General features: G+C 69.4%; 3 protein-coding genes. All 3 read left to right on the plus strand.

The features are described from left to right. A partial coding sequence (locus tag ABZ281_RS43465) for a hypothetical protein (RefSeq protein ID WP_356663685.1) occupies positions 1-1,141 on the plus strand: 1,141 nt, incomplete at its 5' end. Positions 1,142-1,477: 336 nt separating this feature from the next. Next, positions 1,478-2,827 carry an ammonium transporter gene (locus ABZ281_RS43470; RefSeq protein WP_356663687.1) on the plus strand — a complete coding sequence of 450 codons (1,350 nt, stop codon included), beginning with the start codon at positions 1,478-1,480 and terminating at the stop codon, positions 2,825-2,827. Continuing rightward, positions 2,824-3,162, plus strand: coding sequence for a P-II family nitrogen regulator (locus tag ABZ281_RS43475; RefSeq protein WP_030231663.1), 339 nt, complete (start codon positions 2,824-2,826; stop codon positions 3,160-3,162). The genes ABZ281_RS43470 and ABZ281_RS43475 overlap by 4 nt, the downstream gene beginning before the upstream one ends. The last annotated feature ends 95 nt before the right edge of the window (positions 3,163-3,257 follow it).

Here is a 3,257-nt window from a genome sequence, read left to right on the forward strand (position 1 = left end):
GGTGGCCCTGCTCAGCGAGTTCTCGCGCAGCGACCTGATGCTGGCGCGGCGCGGCTTCCTCGGGAGTTCGCTGGTGCTGTCTGCGGGCCCGGCCCTCATCGAGCCCATGCAGCGCTGGCTCGTCCCCTCGCCCGCGGCCCCGAGGTCGGCACCCGAGCCCGCGGGCGGCTCGGGGCGCGCCCGCGGCCGCCTCTCCAAGCCGGAGCTGGACCTCCTGGAGTCCACGACGGTGATGTTCCGGCAGTGGGACGCGCAGTGCGGCGGCGGCCTGCGCCGCAAGGCGGTCGTCGGGCAGCTGCACGAGGTGACCGACCTCCTCCAGGAGCCCCAGCCGGAGTCCACCACCCGCCGCCTGTTCAAGGTCGCCGCCGAACTCGCCGAGCTGGCCGGCTGGATGTCGTACGACATCGGGCTCCAGCCGACCGCGCAGAAGTACTTCGTCCTCGCGCTGCACGCCGCCAAGGAGGCGGGCGACCGGCCCCTCGGCTCGTACGTGCTGTCCAGCATGAGCCGCCAGATGATCCACCTCGGCCGGCCCGACGACGCGCTGGAGCTGATCCACCTCGCGCAGTACGGCAGCCGGGACTGCGCGAGCCCGCGCACCCAGTCGATGCTGTATGCGATGGAGGCCCGCGCCTACGCGAACATGGGGCAGCCCGGCAAGTGCAAGCGGGCGGTCCGGATGGCCGAGGACACCTTCTCCGAGGCCGATGAGTGGGACGAGCCGGACCCCGACTGGATCCGCTTCTTCTCCGAGGCCGAGCTGTACGGCGAGAACTCCCACTCGTACCGTGACCTGGCCTACGTCGCCGGCCGCAGCCCCACCTACGCCTCGCTGGCCGAGCCCCTGATGAACCGGGCGGTCGAGCTCTTCGCCGAGGACGACGAGCACCAGCGTTCGTACGCCCTGAACCTGATCGGGATGGCCACGGTGCACCTCCTCCGGCGCGAGCCCGAGCGGAGCACGGCCTTCGCCACCGAGGCCATGCAGGTCGCCAAGAAGGTCCGCTCCGAGCGCGTCAACACCCGCATCCGCAAGACGGTCGACACCGCCACCCGCGACTTCGGTGACCTGGGCGAGGTCGTCGATCTCACCGAGCGGCTCGCCGCAGAACTGCCCGAGACCGCCGAGGCGGTCTGAGAAGCCGCACCCCCCAGAACCCCGGCCGTGGCCGGCCCTCCCGAACTGCCCGACTCGGCTCCCCCATGCCAGGTCATCGGAAGGCCGACCGCGGCCGGTCCGTGTGCCCACGGCTGTCTGAAAGCCGAAGGTTGCGCCACGATAACGATCGGCTCGCCCGCAATCCGGCAGTTCATCGACGCGTAACACAGAACGCGCCTTCGTCACGGTCGCGAAACAACGAGGGGCTTCGACCGAAACCGCGCTGCGTCAATCTCGTGGCGCATAACCGGCCCGCCCCTCAATCCGCTCGAGGCTTCGCCCGCACGGGGCCGTACACATGACGAGGAGACGCCGATGGCACCAGCCATCACCCTTGCCGCAGAGGCTCCCAAGCTCTCTGCCGCGAATACAGGGTTCATGCTCATCTGTTCCGCCCTGGTGATGCTCATGACTCCGGGCCTGGCCTTCTTCTACGGAGGCATGGTCCGCGTCAAGAGCACTCTGAACATGCTGATGATGAGCTTCATCAGCCTCGGGATCGTCACCATCCTTTGGGTGCTGTACGGCTTCTCCATGGCGTTCGGCACCGACTCCGGCAGTGTCATCGGCTGGAACTCCGACTGGGTCGGTCTCGGCAACATCGGCCTGACGGAGCTGTGGCCCGGCTACACCATCCCGGTGTTCGTTTTCATGGTCTTCCAGCTGATGTTCGCGATCATCACGCCCGCCCTGATCAGCGGCGCCCTCGCGGACCGCGTGAAGTTCAGCGCGTGGGCGCTGTTCATCGCCCTGTGGGCCACGGTCGTCTACTTCCCGGTCGCGCACTGGGTCTGGGGCGCCGGTGGCTGGGCCTTCGAGCTGGGCGTCATCGACTTCGCCGGTGGTACGGCGGTGCACATCAACGCGGGTGCCGCGGCGCTCGGCGTGATCCTCGTCATCGGCAAGCGCGTCGGCTTCAAGAAGGACCCGATGCGCCCGCACAGCCTGCCGCTGGTCATGCTCGGCGCGGGTCTGCTGTGGTTCGGCTGGTTCGGCTTCAACGCGGGCTCCTGGCTCGGCAACGACGACGGCGTCGGCGCGCTGATGTTCGTCAACACGCAGGTCGCCACCGCCGCCGCCATGCTGGCCTGGCTGATCTACGAGAAGATCCGCCACGGCGCGTTCACCACGCTCGGTGCCGCCTCCGGAGCGGTCGCGGGCCTGGTCGCCATCACCCCGGCCGGCGGTGCGGTCACCCCGCTCGGCGCGATCGCGGTCGGCGCCATCGCCGGTGTGCTGTGCGCCATGGCCGTCGGCCTGAAGTACAAGTTCGGCTACGACGACTCCCTCGACGTCGTCGGCGTCCACCTGGTCGGCGGTGTCCTCGGCTCCCTGCTGATCGGCCTCTTCGCCAGCGGCAAGGGCCAGTCCACCGTCGAGGGCCTCTTCTACGGCGGCGGCCTCACCCAGTTCTGGAAGCAGTGCGCCGGTGTCTTCGCGGTGCTCGCCTACTCCCTGATCGTCTCCGCGGTCCTCGCCTTCATCCTGGACAAGACCATGGGCATGAGGGTCCCCGAGGACGACGAGATCGCCGGCATCGACCAGGCCGAGCACGCCGAGACCGCATACGACTTCAGCGGCGCCGGTGGCGGTGCCGCCAGGACCGCCGCAGCCGCAGCCGCGGCCGCCGTGGGCGGCGCCGAGAGCAAGAAGGTGGACGCATGAAGCTCATCACCGCCGTCGTGAAGCCGCACCGGCTGGACGAGATCAAGGAGGCCCTGCAGGCCTTCGGAGTACACGGCCTGACGGTCACGGAGGCCAGCGGCTACGGTCGTCAGAGGGGCCACACCGAGGTCTACCGCGGCGCCGAGTACACCGTCGACCTGGTCCCCAAGATCCGCATCGAGGTCCTGGTCGAGGACGACGACGCCGAACAGCTGATCGACGTGGTGGTCAAGGCGGCCCGTACCGGCAAGATCGGCGACGGCAAGGTCTGGTCGATCCCGGTCGAGACGGCCGTACGGGTCAGGACCGGCGAGCGCGGTCCCGACGCGCTCTGATGCCGCCGCCGTCATCACCGCGTTCCTCGAGGACGAGCCGGCACCCCTGCCGAACCATCCGACCCGCGACGACATCCCGGCCTTCCTGCGGGACC

The organism is Streptomyces sp. NPDC006265 (assembly GCF_040613555.1).
Lineage (GTDB): Bacteria > Actinomycetota > Actinomycetes > Streptomycetales > Streptomycetaceae > Streptomyces.